Raw genomic sequence first — 18,298 nt, forward strand, 5'->3', positions numbered from 1 at the left:
ACCGAGGACATGCCCACCGCCGACCGCCACACCGCCCACAGCCCCGTCACGCTCGACCGCCGCGAAGGACCGTACGGGGAGGTCGTCCTGCGGGAGCGGGGTGACGACTTCGAGATCATCGCCAACGGCTGCTTCCTGATGGACACCGCGGACGGTCGCTCCGAGCGGCTGCTGATCGACGCGGCGCTTGCCGCACTGCCCGCCGGACGGCCGGACCCGGCGGTGCTGATCGGCGGTCTCGGGGTCGGCTTCTCCCTCTCCCACGCCGCAGCCGAACCGCGCTGGGGGCGGATCGCGGTCGTCGAACGGGAGCAGGCGATCATCGACTGGCACCGGGGTGGTCCGCTGGCCCGGATCACCGGTGCCGCGCTCGCCGATCCGCGGACCGAGATCCTGGCGACGGATCTGGTTGCGTACCTCCGTACGACTACGGACCGTTACGACGCACTGTGCCTGGACATCGACAACGGACCGGACTGGACCGTCACCGACGACAACACCAGCCTGTACTCGCCGGCCGGTCTCGCCGACTGCCGGGAGCGGCTGAATCCGGGCGGGGTACTCGCGGTCTGGTCCGCGCAGCCGTCCGCCGACTTCGAACAGGCTTTGCGGAATGCCGGATTCAGCGGGGTAAGGACGGAAGAGGTGCATGTTGCCCGAGGTGTGCCCGACGTGGTTCATCTCGCACTTCGGAGCGCCTGAGGTCCCCCCACCGGGTATGCGCGACCCCCGGACGCCCGGGGCCAAGCGCCACAAGGCAGACACTCCGCCTCCTCCTCGCGTCCAACCCGTTCCCGTGCCACTGCACCCTGCGTAGCCGGGAGCCGTCCGGTGCCTTTACGCTGCTGACCGGCAAACGGGATCACCCACGAAATCCACAAGCGAAGACCGTGCGTCCGGGGGAATGGCCCCCGCGAGAACGGGCAGGGGCGGGGCGATGGAACAGACACACACCACCCACAACGGTGTCGCGGCCACCCCGGGCGCGCAGCGCCGGGTGCTGGTGGTCGAGGACGACGCGACGATCGTCGATGCCATCTCCGCCCGCCTGCGGGCCGAGGGCTTCCTGGTACAGACCGCGCTCGACGGCCCCGCGGCCGTCGACGCGGCCGAGTCCTGGCAGCCCGATCTGATGGTGCTCGACATCATGCTGCCGGGCTTCGACGGTCTGGAGGTGTGCCGCCGGGTGCAGGCCACACGGCCGGTGCCCGTGCTGATGCTGACCGCCCGGGACGACGAGACCGACATGCTGGTCGGCCTCGGTGTCGGCGCGGACGACTACATGACCAAGCCGTTCTCGATGCGCGAACTGGCGGCCCGGGTGCATGTCCTGCTGCGTCGGGTGGAGCGTGCCGCACTGGCTGCGGTGACGCCGCGCAGCGGCATCCTGCGCCTCGGCGAGCTGGAGATCGACCACGCGCAGCGCCGGGTGCGGGTGCGTGCCGAGGACGTCCACCTCACGCCGACCGAGTTCGATCTGCTGGTCTGCCTGGCCGGCACACCGCGTGCGGTGCTCTCCCGGGAGCAGTTGCTCGCGGAGGTCTGGGACTGGGCGGACGCCTCGGGCACCCGCACCGTCGACAGCCACATCAAGGCGCTGCGCCGGAAGATCGGCGCGGAGCGCATCCGTACCGTGCACGGCGTCGGCTACGCCCTGGAGACCCCGGCGCCATGACCCGGCCCGGCTCCCGACTGCGTCCTTTCTCGGTCAAGGCCAAGCTGGGCACGCTCGTCGTGGTCTCGGTGTTCATCACGACCGGGCTTCTGATGGTGGCGGTGCGCACCAGGACCGAGCTGCGGTTCATCACCGTGTTCTCGGTGATCGCGACGCTGCTGATCACGCAGTTCGTGGCGCACGGTCTGACGGCGCCACTGGACGAGATGACGAAGGTCGCCCGGTCGATCTCGCACGGCGACTACACCAGACGGGTGAGGGGCGCCGACCGGCGTGACGAGCTCGGCGACCTGGCGCAGACGATCAATCTCATGGCGGACGATCTGGAGGCCGTGGACCGGCACCGCAAGGAGCTGGTGGCCAATGTCTCGCACGAGCTGCGGACGCCGATCGCGGCGCTGAGAGCAGTGCTGGAGAACGTCGTGGACGGGGTCTCCGCGGCCGATCCGGAGACGATGCGTACGGCGCTCAAACAGACGGAGCGGCTCGGCGGGCTGGTGGAGACGCTGCTGGACCTCTCCCGGCTGGACCACGGGGTGGTCACCCTGAAGGCCCGGCGCTTCGAGGTGTGGCCGTATCTCTCGGGTGTGCTGAAGGAAGCGAACCTGGCCGCCTCGCACCGCCGGCTGTCCTCCGGCTCCGGGAACCACAGCCGCAAGGACGTACATCTGCATCTGGATGTGTCGCCGCCCGAGCTGACCGCGCATGCGGACGCGGAGCGGCTCCACCAGGTGGTGGCCAATCTGATCGACAACGCTGTCAAGCACAGCCCGCCGCACGGCCGGGTCACGGTGCGGGCGCGGCGGGGCGCGCAGCCGGAGTCGCTGGATCTGGAGGTCCTGGACGAGGGTCCGGGCATCCCCGAGTCCGAGCGGCACCGGGTCTTCGAGCGCTTCAACCGTGGCGAGGTGCCGTCCCCGCACGGTCCCGGCAGCGACGGCGGTACGGGGCTGGGGCTCGCGATCGCCCGCTGGGCGGTGGATCTGCACGGCGGTCGCATCGGAGTGGCTGAATCAGCCCGCGGCTGCCGGATCCAAGTCACTCTTCCGGGGATCCCTCAACCACGCAGTTGACATAGGGTTCGAACCGGAAGGGCACGTTCTACGTGTCGTCCCACGAGGGGATACGGTCCACGTGGCCGTAGCCACGGCCTCGCGTACCCGGACTGAAGCGGAACCTGGCTTGTTTCCCGCCATTTCCTGCGCCGAAACCCGCTCTTTGATGTGACTTGCACGACGAAGACCGGCCCGGTCTGCATGGAACGGTCAAGGAGGCGTAGCCTTGATTTCCGCTGTCCATCACCTTGTGAAGCGGAAGAGGGCGGTTGCCGCCGTGTCGTCTCAGTCCCCCAGTAACTCAAGCATCTCGACCGACCAAGCCAGCCCGGGCACGAGCCCGGCTGCAGCTTTCGGCCCCAATGAGTGGCTCGTCGACGAGATCTACCAGCAGTACCTCCAGGATCCCAATTCGGTCGATCGCGCCTGGTGGGACTTCTTCGCCGACTACAAGCCGGGTACGTCCGGCACGGCGGACAAGCCCGTTCCCGGCGCCGTAGCCGCGGGGGCTGCGGTGGCCCCGGCCGCCACCGCACCGGCCCAGACCGCGCCTGCCGCTCCGGCGCAGGTCCCGGCCGCCGCCCCGGCCGCCCCGGCGAAGCCTGCGGCTGCCGCTCCGGCCGCTGCCCCGGTGGCCCCGGCCGCGCCCGCCGCTCCGGCTGCGCCCGCCGCTCCGGCCGCGAAGGCCGCCGCGCCCGCCAAGGCGGCCCCGACCACTGCCGCCGAGGGCCCCGAGTACGTGACGCTGCGCGGCCCGTCCGCCGCCGTGGCGAAGAACATGAACGCCTCCCTGGAACTGCCGACGGCCACGTCCGTCCGCGCCGTTCCGGTGAAGCTGCTCTTCGACAACCGCATCGTCATCAACAACCACCTCAAGCGCGCCCGCGGCGGGAAGATCTCCTTCACGCACCTCATCGGGTACGCGATGGTGCAGGCCCTCAAGGCCATGCCGTCGATGAACCACTCCTTCGCGGAGAAGGACGGCAAGCCGACCCTGGTCAAGCCGGAGCACGTCAACCTCGGTCTGGCCATCGACCTGGTGAAGCCGAGCGGCGACCGCCAGCTGGTCGTCGCGGCCATCAAGAAGGCCGAGACGCTCAACTTCTTCGAGTTCTGGCAGGCGTACGAGGACATCGTCCGCCGCGCCCGCATCGGCAAGCTCGGCATGGACGACTTCACCGGAGTCACCGCCTCGCTGACCAACCCCGGCGGCATCGGCACCGTCCACTCGGTACCCCGCCTGATGCCCGGACAGGGCCTCATCATGGGTGTCGGCGCGATGGACTACCCGGCGGAGTTCCAGGGCACCTCCCAGGACACGCTGAACAAGCTGGGCATCTCGAAGGTCATGACCCTGACCTCGACGTACGACCACCGCGTCATCCAGGGCGCCGCCTCCGGCGAGTTCCTGCGGATCGTGTCCCAGCTCCTGCTCGGCGAGAACGAGTTCTACGACGAGATCTTCAAGGCGCTGCGCATCCCCTACGAGCCGGTCCGCTGGCTCAAGGACATCGACGCCTCGCACGACGACGACGTCACCAAGGCCGCGCGGGTCTTCGAGCTGATCCACTCCTACCGGGTCCGCGGCCACGTCATGGCCGACACCGACCCGCTGGAGTACCGCCAGCGCAAGCACCCCGACCTGGACATCACCGAGCACGGCCTCACCCTGTGGGACCTGGAGCGGGACTTCGCGGTCGGCGGTTTCGCCGGCAAGACGATGATGAAGCTCCGCGACATCCTCGGCGTGCTGCGTGAGTCGTACTGCCGCACCACCGGCATCGAGTTCATGCACATCCAGGACCCGAAGCAGCGCAAGTGGCTCCAGGACCGGGTGGAGCGTCCGCGCCCCAAGCCGGAGCGCGAGGAGCAGCTGCGGATCCTGCGCCGCCTCAACGCCGCCGAGGCGTTCGAGACGTTCCTGCAGACCAAGTACGTCGGCCAGAAGCGGTTCTCGCTGGAGGGCGGCGAGTCCGTCATCCCGCTGCTCGACGCGGTCATCGACTCCGCCGCCGAGGCCCGCCTCGACGAGGTCGTCATCGGCATGGCCCACCGCGGCCGTCTGAACGTCCTGGCGAACATCGTCGGCAAGTCGTACGCGCAGATCTTCCGGGAGTTCGAGGGCAACCTCGACCCGCGGTCGATGCACGGCTCCGGCGACGTCAAGTACCACCTGGGCGCCGAGGGCACCTTCACCGGTCTGGACGGCGAGCAGATCAAGGTCTCGCTGGCCGCCAACCCCTCGCACCTGGAGGCGGTCGACCCGGTCCTCGAGGGCATCGCCCGCGCCAAGCAGGACATCATCAACAAGGGCGGCACGGACTTCACGGTCCTGCCCGTCGCGCTCCACGGCGACGCGGCCTTCGCGGGCCAGGGCGTCGTCGCCGAGACGCTCAACATGTCGCAGCTGCGCGGCTACCGCACCGGCGGCACGGTGCACGTGGTGATCAACAACCAGGTCGGCTTCACCGCCGCCCCGGAGTCCTCCCGCTCCTCGATGTACGCCACCGACGTGGCGCGCATGATCGAGGCGCCGATCATCCACGTCAACGGTGACGACCCCGAGGCCGTCGTCCGTGTGGCCCGGCTGGCCTTCGAGTTCCGGCAGGCGTTCAACAAGGACGTCGTCATCGACCTCATCTGCTACCGCCGCCGCGGTCACAACGAGGGCGACAACCCGGAGTTCACCAACCCGCAGATGTACACCCTGATCGACAAGAAGCGCTCGGTGCGCAAGCTCTACACCGAGTCCCTCATCGGTCGCGGCGACATCACGCTGGAAGAGGCCGAGCAGGCGCTCCAGGACTTCCAGGGCCAGCTGGAGAAGGTCTTCGCGGAGGTTCGCGAAGCCACCTCGGCTCCGGCCCAGACCCATGTCCCGGAAGCGCAGCCCGAGTTCCCGGTCGCCGTCACCACCGCGGTCTCCGCGGAGGTCGTGAAGCGGATCGCCGAGTCCCAGGTCAACATCCCGGAGCGGATCACGGTCCACCCGCGCCTGATGCCGCAGATGCAGCGCCGTGCCGCCTCGGTGGAGAACGGCACGATCGACTGGGGCATGGGCGAGACCCTGGCCATCGGTTCGCTGCTGATGGAGGGCACTCCGGTCCGGCTCGCCGGCCAGGACACCCGCCGCGGCACCTTCGGCCAGCGTCACGCGGTCCTCGTCGACCAGGTGACCGGCGAGGACTACACCCCGCTGCTCTACCTCTCCGACGACCAGGCGCGCTACAACGTCTACGACTCGCTGCTCAGCGAGTACGCGGCGATGGGCTTCGAGTACGGCTACTCGCTGGCCCGCCCGGAGTCGCTGGTCATCTGGGAGGCCCAGTTCGGTGACTTCGTCAACGGCGCGCAGACCGTCGTCGACGAGTTCATCTCCTCGGCCGAGCAGAAGTGGGGCCAGACCTCGGGCGTCACGCTGCTCCTGCCGCACGGCTACGAGGGCCAGGGCCCGGACCACTCGTCCGCCCGCCCGGAGCGCTTCCTCCAGATGTGCGCGCAGAGCAACATGACGGTCGCCATGCCGACGCTCCCGTCGAACTACTTCCACCTCCTGCGGTGGCAGGTGCACAACCCGCACCACAAGCCGCTGGTCGTCTTCACCCCGAAGTCGATGCTCCGTCTCAAGGCGGCGGCGTCCAAGGCGGAGGAGTTCACCACCGGCGGCTTCCGCCCGGTGATCGGCGACGACTCGGTCGACCCGAACGCGGTCCGCAAGGTCGTCTTCTGCGCCGGCAAGGTCTACTACGACCTGGATGCCGAGCGCGAGAAGCGCGGCATCAAGGACACGGCCATCATCAGGCTGGAGCGTCTGTACCCGCTGCCGGGTGCCGAGCTGCAGGCCGAGATCGCCAAGTACCCGAACGCCGAGAAGTACCTCTGGGCCCAGGAGGAGCCGGCCAACCAGGGTGCCTGGCCGTTCATCGCCCTGAACCTGATCGACCACCTGGACCTGGCCGTCGGCGCCGACGTCCCGCACGGTGAGCGCCTGCGTCGCATCTCGCGGCCGCACAGCTCCTCCCCGGCGGTCGGCTCGGCCAAGCGCCACCAGGCCGAGCAGGCGCAGCTGGTCGCCGAGGTCTTCGAGGCCTGATCAGCAGCTGTACGCACGGAGGGCCCGGCCCCGCGAGTGATCGCGGGGCCGGGCCCTCCGGCGTGCGCGGTGCAGCTCGCTCTCAGATGATCTGCGGCTCGAAGTCCCAGTAGGGGCGGCTGCGGGCACGGGCCGAGAATGTGTGGACGTGCTGTTGGCCGAGGGTGGCGGCGAGGTCGCCCAGCGCCTCCTCCTCCACCTCGTCGGCCCGACGGCGCTCTCGTAGGCCCCGCAGATCAGCTGCGTGGGCGATCCGTGCCGAGAGGGTCAGCGGGTGGGTCCGGCCGAGGACCTCGGTGGCGCGGGTGATGGTGGTCTCCGTGAGGGCGGCGGCGGACTCCGGGTCGCCGACCAGGTTGCGCAGAGCCGAGACGTTGATCGCGCAGCCGAGCGCCCAGGGGTGGTTCTCGCCCACGGCACGGGTCATGTCGGCGAGCGCCCCCTCGATGAGGACGTGTGCGTGTTCCCGCTCTCCCACGTTGCGCAGGATGAGCGCGTGGTTGGCGCGGGTGCCCGCCACATAGGGGTGGGCCTCGCCGAGCATGTCGACGTAGCCGCTCACGACCTTCTCGCTTATCTCCCTGGCCTGATCGATGTCCGCGTGCTCGCGGGCGAAGCAGCTCTGGCTCGCTGCGAACATCATCGTCAGGGGGTCGTCCTCACCGAGCACGCGCTCGCAGCGCTCCAGCACGCGGGTGAACAGCGCCTGGGCCCTGGTGCGGTCCCCCGAACGGTAGTGGCAGAGCGCGAGGTTGTGTTCGGCGCGCAGGGTCTGCGGGTTGTCGGTGCCCATGACGAGCCGGTGCACGCGGGCGCTCTGCGCCTGGAGCGACTCGGCCTCGTTGTAGCGGCCGAGCAGCCGCAGGTCGGTGGCGTAGTTGACCTCGGAGTACAGAGTCCACCCGTGGCGCGGACGCAACAGTTGCCGTCGGGCTTCCAGGGTGCGCCGGTTGAGCTCCAGTGATTCCTCGTACCGGCCGAGCAGCCGGAGCGAAATGGCCAGGTTGTTCTGCGCGTTGAGCGTCCGCGAGTCCTGTTCGCCGAGGAGCTCCTGGTAGGCGGCCAGGATCCAGCCGGAGATCTCCAGCGCCTCGTCGTACCGGCCGAGCCCCCGCAGGTCGGCGGCGAGGCCGCCGGAGGCGCGCAGATGTTCCAGGTCGTGTTCGCCGCGCTCGGCGCGCAGGTGGTTGACGGCGGCCCGTTCGATCGCCTCCGTGGCCGCGTAGTCGCCGACCGCGCGCAGCAGGTTGGCGTAGTGATAACTGAGGTCCCAGACCCTGGGATGGTTCTCGCCAAGGAGTTCGCGCCAGGCCCTCATGGCACGTTCGCCGAGCTTGATGCCCGCCCGGTACTCGCCCGACAGATACATGTAGCGCAAGCAGTTGAGGACCAGGGTGTGAACCGCCGGGTCGGTGCTGAGCAGGACATCGGCCCACTTCAAGTGGGGGGTGATCTCAGCATAGGAGGACCAGAGGCGGGTGTCATTGGGGCGGCCGGGGTCGGCGGCCGCGAGGGCTCTGCGGACCACGTCGATGAATTCCTGACGGTCCCGCTCCGGCATGTCCTTGCTGACGATCTGGTGGACCATGCGGTGCAGATAGAGCGACTCACCGGAGGATCGTTCGTCGGTGATCGACTCGTGGGACTGCAGGCGGACGACGGAGTACTGCCGGAGCTGGCCGATCGCCTTGTTCCACTGCAACGGGTCGTTCATCAGGCGGGACAGTCGCTCAGGCACCTGATCCGCCGGAGCTCCTTTGAGGAAGCGTACGGGGATGGAGCCTGGTGCGAAGAAAGTGCACAGGCGCAGCAGGTCGACGGACTCGGGGACGGTCTCCTTGAGCTTGTTGAGCAGTATCGACCAGGCGGTCTGGAAGGCGAGCGGGAAGTCCGCGGAGACCTTGACGACGTCCTGGTCGATCCCGCCTTCGAGAAGCTCGACGTACTCGTCGACGGACATGTCGGAGTCGTTGAGCCATCCCGCCGTCTGGTCGAGGAGCAGCGGCAGGTCCTCCAGCGCGTCGGCGAGCAGGTCGGACTCGGACTGGGTCAGCCGGGGGGCGCGGCGGCGGATGAAGGCCACCGACTCGTCCCGGCTGTAGACGGGGACTTCGACGAGGTTGCTGTTGTGCTCGCCCCACTCCGGATTGCGGGACGTGATCAGCACGTGTCCGGGGCCGGTCGGCACCAGGTCCCAGATCTGTTCGGGTTCATCGGCGCCGTCGAGGACGAGCAGCCAGTGGGAGTGGGGGTCGCCGCGACGCAGCGAGTCACGGACCGCGCGGAGCCGTTCACCGTACTCGGCACCGGTGGACAGGCCGAGTTCCGGGGCGAGTTCGGCGAGTTTCTGGCGGTAGAGGGCGCGGCGGTCCGCGGGGACCCACCACACCACGTCGTACTCGGAGCCGAACCGGTAGACGTACTCCGCGGCCAGCTGCGTCTTGCCCACGCCCGACATGCCGTGCAATGTCACCACGCCTGCCCCCGGTCCGGCCCTCTGGAGGGCTCCGTAGACGAGGGTGAGCAGCTCCTCGCGGCCGGTGAACCGGGTGTTGCGGCGCGGTACGCCACCCCACACCTCGGGGGTGTCGGACGGATACCGCGGTCCGACTCTCGCCGCCGCCGTCTCGGGCAGCGGGTCGGCGGGAAGGCCGAGGTGGGCCAGCAGCCGCCGTTCGGCCTCGTCGGCGCCGACGTTGGTCAGATCGGCCGCCCCGAAGACCGACGTGGCGCCGGGCAACGCCGACGTGGTGACGGAGACGGCGACGAAGCGGTCCGGCTCGGGCGCGACGACCTCGCGCAGCGCCCGGTTCCACTCCTCATGACTGCGCGGGCCGAGCTGAAAGTGCCAGTCGCTGAGGACGAAGAGGACGCGGCCCGGAGCAAGTAACAGGTCCCGCAAGGCATCCTGCAACGGGATGTCCACCAGTGGGTCCCAGCGCTGCTGGACGACCGTCACTCCACGCCGCTCCAGACGGTCCCCGATCCACGCCGCCCAGGCCCGGTTGAACCCCGCGAAGCTGATGGTGATGTCGGGTGCGGAGCCAGAGCGGAGCCCCGATCCGGGCGCCGTCCCCGTCGCCTGAGAACGCATCGGGTCCTGCGCCGACTGCGGTTCGGCATCCGGGGCTTCCCCCCGGAACCGATCCAGAATCGCCCGCAAGGCACCGGGGTGCCTGCGCGGCAGTTCCTCCTCTGTTTCGGGACGGGGAGCCAACGGCGCCGCAGGGGCTGCCGAGGCGGGGGGCTCCGGCTGTGGGAGCTCTGATCGGCCGGAATCCGTGTCCGGTGCGGGGGGCGCCGGTCTCGGCGTCTCCGGATCCGGCCGCCGCTCCCCCCTGGGCTGTTCACCTGCGTCGACGTAACCGACGACGCTCCCCCGGGGGACTCCCACACCTCCGGGCTCGCGGATCGGGCAGCTCAGTTCTGCCTTGCGGACCGGCATGCCCCACTGGTTGGAGATCGTCAGCCACAGCGACGCGGGGCCGACAGCAGCGCCCGCCGTGACCACGAAACGGGCCGGGCCGTACGTACCGCCGTAGCGGTGGAGTACGAGCCCAGGGTCGTCCAGCACCTCGCAGACGAACTGCGGGGAGCCGTCCAGAGCGGCCGTGAAGGTCAACTCCTCGTCCTGGTAGGGCCATGCTGTGCAGTCGTCCTCGCCGTCGGGCCCCAGGGGGCCGCGCAGATCGACGGTCACAAGATAGGTGCTGCCCGCCTCTGCCTCGTGCGGCCGGCTGACGACAGGTTCGATCAGGAGGGGCCGGTCGTCACCGCTCATGGTGGTGTACCTCCTCCCGGCGCTTCGTGCCCGCAGCGTCCTCGTACAGTCCGGCCAGCCGGAGGGTGCTGCGCGGATGCCCGTAGTACTGGAACATCAGGCTGTAGAGCAGTCGCCGCACCCTGCGCTGTCCCTCCTTGTTGGGTCTTCCCTCCCGCTGGGTGCGCGGTATGTCTGCCAGCGAACCGAATTCCTGGAGTGCCTGGGCGCGGAACAGCCGCAGGGAGTCCGCGACCGGCCGCCACGGCTCCTCCGTCACGGTCTTCACGAGCTGCCCGATGAGTTCGCGAGCCTCCCTGTCACCGACCTTGCCCGCCGTGACGACGCAGCCTGCGGCCCCTTTGCGCAGGAAGAGTTCAGCGAAGCCACGCAGGTCGGACTCCCCGCCTCCGGTGTTCCGTACGAGCCGGCCGGAGTGACAGGCGTTGAGGCACACCATCGCGTGGTCGGTGTCCAGCACGGCCATCTCGTGCTCGTCGAACTCGGACCAGGTGACCCCGGCGAGGGAGAGGGCGCTGACCTGTTCGTCGTAGGTGCCGTGACAGGCCATGTAGACAAGGCCGGTCGGTACGTCGGACGGTTCGTCGAGCGCGACGAGGAACGGATCGATATCGACATGAGGACGGTGTACGTAGCCGTGGAATGCGGCCATGTCGGACCGCATGTCGTGGAGAGGCGCGCGGGAAGGGTCCAGGAGCGGGTCGAAGTCCCGGTCGTGGAAGAAGTAGCCCAGGACCGCGCCTTCCGCGGTGGCGCCCTCCTTCGGCAGGACGATACCGGGGCGGCGGATGGTGAGCCATCGGGTGAGCACGACCAGCGCTCCCAACAGGCCTTCCGGCAAACCGTTTTCGGGATCGGGCGGAAGCCAGAGCGCTTCCCAGGGCAGCTCGTAACCGGTGTCGTCGTGGATGGTGACCTTGAGGGCATCGCCATGCACCGCTCGGGCCCGGTTGATCCAGACAGCGAGCGACTGCTGGTTTCGGGACCAGTGGCGGATGGCGCGCAGCAGTTCGGACGGCGCCTGACCGCCCGCGCGGACATTACCGAGACCGATCTCTGCGGGCCGCAGTTGGGTGGGCTCAAACGTGTACGGGAGCGGCGCGACGCCCTCGCACGAGGCGCTGATACCGAAGGCGGGCAGTCCGTGCGAGCGGTCATGGTGCGGAACGACCTTGATCTTGGCGGTCTCCGGAGGGGGGCGGACGTCCGCGTCCACGGCTCCGAACCCCAGGGGGTCGCGCCGACCCGTTCCGGCCCCCTCGGGCGCCGCCGTCCGGGTCAGTCGTCGCCCTTTCACCACCCCGCTGTCGAGCAGTCTGCGCAGTCCGGCCGGATCACCACGCATGGTCGGTCGCCTCCTCCACCGGCCGCCCGTCGATCACCGTGCCGCCGAGCGCGTCGGAAAGGAGGGAGGGCAGTTCGGCGTACGGCTGGCGCACGGGGTCGACGACCACGCTGTGCAGCCGGGTGCGGTCCATGCCGCTGATCCGGGTGGCCACGGCGAGCGCGTCATCGATCCCGGTCCGCCCCACGGCCGAGGTACCGGGGCGGCCGAGGTGACTGACGGCCAGGGGGACGTTGCCCCGGCCGTCGGTGACGACGACCAGCAGGGCCTCCACCAGACCGGCCCGGTGGTGCTGGAAGGCCCGGCGCAGGGCCTGGGCAGCCTGTTCCAGTCCATGCGCGAGGGGGGTGGCCCGGCCGCCGGGTGCCCGGTTCAGCGCGGCGGTGAGACGAGGGTCGAGAACGCTGCGGGCGGCGAAGGACTCCGCGCGCAGTTCATGCGCGCAGGCTTGGCCGGCCGGACCGGACCCCGGTGCGGCGGCGCGGCCGCCCACCTCGACCACCTGGACGGACGCCCGGCTGACGTAGGCCCAGTGAAGGAAGGGTTCGAGTGCGTCGTGCCAGTCCCAGCCGTCGCGACAGGTGTGGTCGAGGACCAGGGCGAGCATCCGCTCCGGCTCGGGTGCCCGGACATAGCCGCGCAGATCTCCGGGGGCGATCAGCAGCCGCTCCGGCCGGCCGCGTATCGCCTGGTACTTGGCGGCCTCCATCACCGTACGGACCGGAGCGAGATCCCACAGGTCACGGGCTCTTCGCACGCCGATGACGGCGCCCCGGGCCGTCCGCGGGCCGGCGGTGCGCCGGGCCTGGATGTGCAGGGACATGGACTCGGGCGTCGGACTCGTCGTGTCCTCCGGGTAGGGGGTGTCGGCCGCCCACGTGCCGGCGGCGGGAGCCGGTCCGATGGGCTCGGCGGGACCGGGTTCCAGTACGGGCGTGCCGTGCAACGGCCGTCGCCGGCCTTCAGGGCCGGGCTCTGGAGGGTGCAGGGGGCGGCGGACGCCAGGCCCCGGCACAGCGGACTTCACGTCGGTGGGCCCGGTACTACGCTCGCGACCGGCAGGCGGGCGCCGGGCCGAGGGCAGCCCGATCAGTCGTGCCGCCTCGTCGGCCCGGTCGGCGGTGACCTCGTCGGCCCCGTCGAGGCGGGCCAGCGCACGGGCGATCCTGGTCAGGGCGAGCGCCCGCCGGTGGCCGGTGCCGTCGCCCTCTCCGAGCAGCTCCAGGACGCGGGCGGCGAGGCCGTCACCGAGCCGGACGGGCGTCCGGTGCTCCACCGGCTCCAGTGCCGCTTCCCAGGGGGCGGGCAGCCGGCCGAAAGGCTCGGGCCCTGGGGGTGTACGCAGCCCCGCGACGGACAGCCTGACCGGGAAGCGGTCGAGAAGATGCGGTGAGACCCGCTCGACGTCCTCGGCGCGGCAGATGGCGAACCAGCGGGCCCGGGGCGACCATTGCCGTCGCAGCCCGGAATGTTCGACGGTCGCAACATCGGTGCCGAGCAGCTGGACGGCGGCACGCATCCCGGGGACGCTGAGCCGGGCCAGATCGGGGACGACGACCAGCGGGGGAACCGCTTCGGCCTCGGTCAGCGGGCCGGGCGCGAGTGTGAAGGCGATACCGCCGGGGCCGCTCCGGAGCCGGGGCCGTACCCACAGCTCCTGGTCCTGGGTGGCCGCCCCGAGGACGGTGCGCGGCACCTCGGCACCATCGGTTCCGCCGGTGGACCGGGCGAGCAAAGAGGCGAACATCCGCGTGACGGAAGCGATGCTGTCCGCGGGCAGGTCGAACAGGAGCACTCCGGACAGCCTCGGCTCGACGGCGGAGCAGACGAGGGCGGTCAGCAGCCGGCGGGCGAGGCCGTCCGTGGCCCCGGCGGGATCGGTCTGCGACAGATGCGCGGACATGCGGGCGGCTCAGCCGAAGAGGTCGGCGACGAGGGCATCCTCGTCCGCCCCCCAGGCGAAGACACCGCCGTGGGCGGATTCCGGCCGCCGGTGCCGCAGGGCGAGCGGCAGGACCCGTCGCACATCTGCGGGCTCGACCCGTTTCGCCCCCTTCCTGGCTGCCAGCGCGCGGGAGGTCCGCGCGACGAGGAGGTCACCGCGCTGTCCCAGCGCGCCCATCCGCTCCGCCGCCTCGGCACACAGCCGACTCACGCTCTCGTCGAACTCGACCTGGGTGAGCCGCTTACGGGCGGCCAGCAGGGTCTTGCGCAGCTTCGCGTTCCCCGCCTCGGCCGCGGCCCGCCACAGGGAGGCTTCGTCGGCAAGCTCCTCCTCGAAGGTCAGTACCGTCGTGATCATCCGATGGCGGGCCTCGATGTCCAGTTCCGCGGTGGTGACCATCAGACCGAAACGATCGAGGAGCTGGGCGCGCAGGCTGCCCTCCTCCGGGTTCATGGTGCCGACGAGCCCGAAGGAGAGATGCCTGGCGGTGTCGATCCCTTCACGCTGGACGGACAGGACGCCGGTCGAGACCACATCGAGGATGATGTTGACAAGGTGATCGTCGAGGAGGTTGACCTCGTCGACGTACAACAGGCCCTTGTCGTGGGCCGCTTCGAGCAGCCCGGGCTGCTCCTTCGCCTCACCGCGCATCAGCGCGTCGAGCTCCCAACCGCCGAGGACGCGGTCGTCTGTCGCGTTGATCGGCAGGGTGACAGGCAGCTCACCGCCGGACATGAGCGCGAAGGCGCGCACGACCGTGGACTTGGCCGTCCCGCGCTGGCCGGTGATCAGCACCCCGCCGATGCGCGGGTCGATGAAGTTGAGTTCCAGCGCGAGCTTGAGCTCTTCCTGCCCGACGATACGGCTGTACGGGAGGATCGGTATGGCCGGTAACGGCGTGCCGCTCATGCGCCGGCGCCCGTACCGGTCACGGTAGCGCCGGCCGCCGCCTCGTCGCCCGGCTGCCAGCGGAAGGTCACCTGGATCTGGGCCTGCGCACCGGCCTTCACCACGGCGGCCATGCCTGCCTCGAAGGTGATGCCGACCTGCAACTCGATCTCATCGGGCCTCAGCCCGTTCCCCAGGTCACCGAGCCTGCGCATCGCCTGGGACGCACAGCGCCTCGCGAGGTCGAGTCCGTCGCCGTAGGTATCCCTGGTGGCCCGGATGACGCGCTGGGCGGCGCCGTCCCTGGCCTCCTCGTCCTCGTAGAAGGCATCGACACCGGGAGCGGGGGCGGACCCGTACGTCTCCCCGTCGACGACGACCGGGATCGGACCGTCCTCGCCCGGCGCGACAGGCCCCACAATGACTGTCATCCACTCCCCCTCGCAAACCAACTCTCGCTGATTACAAGCTTATTGACGGCGTCTCAGTTTCTGCGGAGTTTTTCGGCAAGTGGATCAGATGATCGGGGGCTCGAAGTCCCAGTACGGACGGTTGCGGGACCGTGCCGAGACCGTGTGGACGTGCTGTGCCCCCAAGGTCGTCACGAGGTCGCCCAGCGCCTCGCTCTCGATCTTCTCGGCCCGTTGCCGGTCCCGGACCCCGCGCAGGTCCGCCGCGTGGGCGATCCGTGCCGAGAGGGTCAGCGGGTGGGTCCGGCCGAGGACCTCGGTGGCGCGGGTGATGGTGGTCTCCGTGAGGGCGGCGGCGGACTCCGGGTCGCCGACCAGGTTGCGCAGAGCCGAGGTGTTGATGGCACAGCCCAGGGCCCAGGGGTGGTTCTCGCCCACGGCCTGGGTCATGTCGGCGAGCGCCCCCTCGATGAGGACGTGTGCGTGTTCCCGCTCTCCCACGTTGCGCAGGACGAGCGCGTGGTTGGCGCGGGTGCCCGCCACGTACGGGTGGGCCTCGCCGAGCATGTCGACGTAGCCGCTCACGACCTTCTCGCTTATCTCCCTGGCCTGATCGATGTCCGCGTGCTCGCGGGCGAAGCAGCTCTGGCTCGCCGCGAACATCATCGTCAGGGGGTCGTCCTCACCGAGCACGCGCTCGCAGCGCTCCAGCACGCGGGTGAACAGCGCTCGGGCCTTGGTCCGGTCCCCCGAACGGTAGTGGCAGAGCGCGAGGTTGTGTTCGGCGCGCAGGGTCTGCGGGTTGTCGGTGCCCATGACGAGCCGGTGCACGCGGGCGCTCTGCGCCTGGAGCGACTCGGCCTCGTTGTAGCGGCCGAGCAGCCGCAGGTCGGTGGCGTAGTTGATCTCGGAGTAGAGGGTCCAGTTGTGGCGTGGCCTCAGCAACTGGCGTCGGGACTCCAGGGTGCGCCGGTTGAGCTCCAGTGATTCCTCGTACCGGCCGAGCAGCCGGAGCGAAATGGCCAGGTTGTTCTGCGCGTTGAGCGTCCGCGAGTCCTGTTCGCCGAGGAGCTCCTGGTAGGCGGCCAGGATCCAGCCGGAGATCTCCAGCGCCTCGTCGTACCGGCCGAGCCCCCGCAGGTCGGCGGCGAGGCCGCCGGAGGCGCGCAGATGTTCCAGGTCGTGTTCGCCGCGCTCGGCGCGCAGGTGGTTGACGGCGGCCCGTTCGATCGCCTCCGTGGCCGCGTAGTCGCCGACCGCGCGCAGCAGGTTGGCGTAGTGATAACTGAGGTCCCAGACCCTGGGATGGTTCTCGCCGAGGAGTTCGCGCCAGGCCCTCATGGCACGTTCGCCGAGCTTGATCCCGGCCCGGTACTCGCCCGACAGATACATGTAGCGCAAGCAGTTGAGAACCAGGGTGTGAACCGCCGGGTCGGTACTGAGCAGGACATCGGCCCACTTCAAGTGGGGGGTGATCTCGGCATAGGCAGGCCACAGACGGGTGTCCGTGGGGCGGCCCGGGTCGGCGGCCGCGAGGGCTCTGCGGACCACGTCGATGAATTCCTGACGGTCCTGCTCCGGCATGTCCTTGCTGACGATCTGGTGGACCATGCGGTGCAGATAGAGCGACTCACCGGAGGACGGTTCGTCGATGATCGACTCGTGGGACTCCAGCCTGACGACGGAGTACTGCCGGAGCTGGCCGATCGCCTTGTTCCAGAGCAGCGGGTCGTTCATCAGGCCCGACAACTGCTCGGGAAGTTCCCCGGAAGGCATCTCCTTCAGGAGGCGTACGGGGATGGAGCCGGGTGCGAAGAAAGTGCACAGGCGCAGCAGGTCGACGGACTGGGGGACGGTGTCCTTGAGCTTGTTGAGCAGTATCGACCAGGCGGTCTGGAAGGCGAGCGGGAAGTCCGCGGAGACCTTGACGACGTCCTGGTCGATCCCGCCTTCGAGGAGCTCGATGTACTCGTCGACGGACATGTCGGAGTCGTTGAGCCATCCCGCCGTCTGGTCGAGGAGCAGCGGCAGGTCCTCCAGCGCGTCGGCGAGCAGGTCGGACTCGGACTGGGTCAGCCGGGGGGCGCGGCGGCGGATGAAGGCCACCGACTCGTCCCGGCTGTAGACGGGGACTTCGACGAGGTTGCTGTTGTGCTCGCCCCACTCCGGGTTGCGGGACGTGATCAGCACGTGTCCGGGGCCGGTCGGCACCAGGTCCCAGATCTGTTCGGGTTCATCGGCGCCGTCGAGGACGAGCAGCCAGTGGGAGTGGGGGTCGCCGCGACGCAGCGAGTCACGGACCGCGCGGAGCCGTTCACCGTACTCGGCGCCGGTGGACAGGCCGAGTTCCGGGGCGAGTTCGGCGAGTTTCTGGCGGTAGAGGGCGCGGCGGTCCGCGGGGACCCACCACACCACGTCGTACTCGGAGCCGAACCGGTAGACGTACTCCGCTGCCAGCTGCGTCTTGCCCACGCCCGACATGCCGTGCAGGGTGACGACACCCGCGCCGGAACCCGCGTCCTGGAGGGCTCGGTAGGCGCTGCTGAGCAGCTCCTCGCGGCCGGTGAACCGGGTGTTGCGGCGCGGTACGCCACCCCACACCTCGGGGGTGTCGGACGGGAACCGCGGTCCCGGCCTGGCCGCCGTGGTTTCGGGCAGCGGATCGACGGGGAGACCGAGGCGGGCCAGCAGCCGCCGTTCGGCCTCGTCGGCGCCGACGTTGGTCAGATCGGCCGCCCCGAAGACCGACGTGGCGCCGGGCAACGCCGACGTGGTGACGGAGACGGCGACGAAGCGGTCCGGCTCGGGCGCGACGACCTCGCGCAGCGCCCGGTTCCACTCCTCATGACTGCGCGGGCCGAGCTGGAAGTACCAGTCGCTCAGGATCACCAGGACACGGCCGCGGGCCAGAGTCAGATCCCGCAGGCTCTCCTCCAGCGGCACCTCCACCGGTGGGTCCCAGCGCTGCTGGACGACCGTCACTCCGCGCCGCTCCAGACGGTCCCCGATCCAGGCCGCCCAGGCCCGGTTGAACCCCGCGAAACTGATGGTGACGGTCTGCGCCCCGGTTGCTCCAACTTGCTTACGCGTTACGGGCATTCAACCG

Annotated in this window: 10 protein-coding genes; 4 read left to right on the forward strand and 6 right to left on the reverse strand. The window is 69.9% G+C overall.

What is annotated here, in order from left to right; translation table 11 throughout:
• Positions 1 to 9: 9 nt before the first annotated feature.
• From ACFU8W_RS27845 to ACFU8W_RS27860, 4 genes are all read left to right on the forward strand, one after another.
• Complete coding sequence (locus ACFU8W_RS27845) at positions 10 to 702, forward strand: spermidine synthase (protein ID WP_384042544.1); 693 nt, start codon at positions 10 to 12, stop codon at positions 700 to 702.
• Positions 703 to 937: 235 nt separating this feature from the next.
• Entirely contained in the window at positions 938 to 1,675 is a 738-nt protein-coding gene (locus tag ACFU8W_RS27850) for a response regulator transcription factor (protein WP_266981553.1), read from the forward strand.
• A complete protein-coding gene (locus ACFU8W_RS27855) occupies positions 1,672 to 2,748 on the forward strand; it encodes a HAMP domain-containing sensor histidine kinase (protein ID WP_345510365.1) in 1,077 nt (358 codons plus the stop codon). Before ACFU8W_RS27850 ends, ACFU8W_RS27855 begins: the two co-directional genes overlap by 4 nt.
• A gap of 259 nt (positions 2,749 to 3,007) precedes the next feature.
• The gene (locus ACFU8W_RS27860) at positions 3,008 to 6,823 is read left to right on the forward strand and encodes a multifunctional oxoglutarate decarboxylase/oxoglutarate dehydrogenase thiamine pyrophosphate-binding subunit/dihydrolipoyllysine-residue succinyltransferase subunit (RefSeq protein WP_384042548.1); all 3,816 of its coding nucleotides are present in this window, start codon (positions 3,008 to 3,010) and stop codon (positions 6,821 to 6,823) included.
• An 82-nt stretch (positions 6,824 to 6,905) separates the two neighbouring features.
• Here the strand turns inward: ACFU8W_RS27860 and fxsT (ACFU8W_RS27865) are convergent, their stop codons facing one another.
• The 6 genes from fxsT (ACFU8W_RS27865) to fxsT (ACFU8W_RS27890) all read right to left on the reverse strand — a co-directional run bounded on the left by fxsT (ACFU8W_RS27865) (position 6,906) and on the right by fxsT (ACFU8W_RS27890) (position 18,291).
• On the reverse strand, positions 6,906 to 9,917 hold the full coding sequence (gene fxsT, locus ACFU8W_RS27865; protein ID WP_384042608.1) for an FxSxx-COOH system tetratricopeptide repeat protein: 3,012 nt from the start codon (positions 9,915 to 9,917) through the stop codon (positions 6,906 to 6,908).
• Between the two features lie 676 nt (positions 9,918 to 10,593).
• Positions 10,594 to 11,949 carry a CHAT domain-containing protein gene (locus ACFU8W_RS27870; RefSeq protein ID WP_384042551.1) on the reverse strand — a complete coding sequence of 452 codons (1,356 nt, stop codon included), beginning with the start codon at positions 11,947 to 11,949 and terminating at the stop codon, positions 10,594 to 10,596.
• Positions 11,939 to 13,852 (reverse strand): hypothetical protein, encoded by a 1,914-nt coding sequence (locus ACFU8W_RS27875; RefSeq protein ID WP_384042554.1) that lies wholly within the window; start codon positions 13,850 to 13,852, stop codon positions 11,939 to 11,941. Before ACFU8W_RS27875 ends, ACFU8W_RS27870 begins: the two co-directional genes overlap by 11 nt.
• A gap of 9 nt (positions 13,853 to 13,861) precedes the next feature.
• Complete coding sequence (locus ACFU8W_RS27880) at positions 13,862 to 14,803, reverse strand: ATP-binding protein (RefSeq protein WP_384042557.1); 942 nt, start codon at positions 14,801 to 14,803, stop codon at positions 13,862 to 13,864.
• On the reverse strand, positions 14,800 to 15,213 hold the full coding sequence (locus tag ACFU8W_RS27885) for a CU044_2847 family protein (RefSeq protein ID WP_384042559.1): 414 nt from the start codon (positions 15,211 to 15,213) through the stop codon (positions 14,800 to 14,802). The genes ACFU8W_RS27880 and ACFU8W_RS27885 overlap by 4 nt, the downstream gene beginning before the upstream one ends.
• Before the next feature lie 84 nt (positions 15,214 to 15,297).
• The gene (fxsT, locus tag ACFU8W_RS27890; protein ID WP_384042563.1) at positions 15,298 to 18,291 is read right to left on the reverse strand and encodes an FxSxx-COOH system tetratricopeptide repeat protein; all 2,994 of its coding nucleotides are present in this window, start codon (positions 18,289 to 18,291) and stop codon (positions 15,298 to 15,300) included.
• Positions 18,292 to 18,298: the final 7 nt, after the last annotated feature.

Source organism: Streptomyces sp. NPDC057565, assembly GCF_042801455.1.
GTDB classification, from domain to species: Bacteria; Actinomycetota; Actinomycetes; order Streptomycetales; family Streptomycetaceae; genus Streptomyces; species Streptomyces yanii.

Excerpts from the sequence above, each read along its gene's own strand:
- ACFU8W_RS27875 (WP_384042554.1), bottom strand. The coding sequence starts at position 13,852 with ATGTCCGCGCATCTGTCGCAGACCGATCCCGCCGGGGCCACGGACGGC.
- ACFU8W_RS27880 (WP_384042557.1), bottom strand. The coding sequence starts at position 14,803 with ATGAGCGGCACGCCGTTACCGGCCATACCGATCCTCCCGTACAGCCGT.
- fxsT (WP_384042563.1), bottom strand. The coding sequence starts at position 18,291 with ATGCCCGTAACGCGTAAGCAAGTTGGAGCAACCGGGGCGCAGACCGTC.
- ACFU8W_RS27885 (WP_384042559.1), bottom strand. The coding sequence starts at position 15,213 with ATGACAGTCATTGTGGGGCCTGTCGCGCCGGGCGAGGACGGTCCGATC.
- fxsT (WP_384042608.1), bottom strand. The coding sequence starts at position 9,917 with ATGCGTTCTCAGGCGACGGGGACGGCGCCCGGATCGGGGCTCCGCTCT.
- ACFU8W_RS27855 (WP_345510365.1), top strand. The coding sequence starts at position 1,672 with ATGACCCGGCCCGGCTCCCGACTGCGTCCTTTCTCGGTCAAGGCCAAG.
- ACFU8W_RS27850 (WP_266981553.1), top strand. The coding sequence starts at position 938 with ATGGAACAGACACACACCACCCACAACGGTGTCGCGGCCACCCCGGGC.
- ACFU8W_RS27870 (WP_384042551.1), bottom strand. The coding sequence starts at position 11,949 with ATGCGTGGTGATCCGGCCGGACTGCGCAGACTGCTCGACAGCGGGGTG.
- ACFU8W_RS27845 (WP_384042544.1), top strand. The coding sequence starts at position 10 with ATGCCCACCGCCGACCGCCACACCGCCCACAGCCCCGTCACGCTCGAC.